General features: G+C 43.7%; 2 protein-coding genes. Both read right to left on the bottom strand.

The window, feature by feature from the left end; genetic code table 11:
- The coding region (rpsL, locus tag ACWHAR_RS32490) for a 30S ribosomal protein S12 (protein WP_452089104.1) at positions 1-281 on the bottom strand (281 nt) is incomplete at its 3' end.
- A gap of 104 nt (positions 282-385) precedes the next feature.
- Positions 386-506 (bottom strand): ribosomal L7Ae/L30e/S12e/Gadd45 family protein (locus ACWHAR_RS32485; RefSeq protein ID WP_452089105.1); only part of this gene is annotated, 121 nt, incomplete at its 5' end.

The following is a 506-nucleotide window of genomic DNA, read 5'->3' as shown; positions in this document are numbered from 1 at the left end:
AATACGACACTGTGCTCTTGCAGGTTGTGTCCGATACCAGGAATGTAGGCTGTAACCTCGATTCCGTTAGTTAAGCGAACACGGGCATATTTACGAAGCGCTGAGTTCGGCTTCTTCGGTGTCATTGTACCAACACGGGTACATACTCCGCGTTTTTGTGGTGAAGATACGTTAGTGTGCTCTTTCTTGAAGCTGTTGTATCCTTTGTTAAGTGCTGGAGACTTAGAAGTTTCAACTTTGCTTACGCGTCCTTTGCGGACTAGCTGATTAATTGTAGGCATTTTGTATTTCCTCCCTTCATTACGTTTTATAACCCACATACCCAGGTGGTTCATTTAAAAGCAAAAAACAATGCCTTTGCATAAAAGCAAAAACAACGAGTACGTTATTGAATAATGGCAACAGCTGCAGCTCCGACTTCAATTCCGCAGGCTTTGCCGAGCTTTTTCATGGACTCTGCCATTGAGACTGGAACCCCTTGTTCATTTGCCAGATTGATAACACCT

The sequence above is a fragment of the Bacillus sp. LR--39 genome (assembly GCF_053613335.1).
Note: the sequence above shows the minus strand (reverse complement) of the source record. Positions and strands in the feature narration are given on the sequence as shown.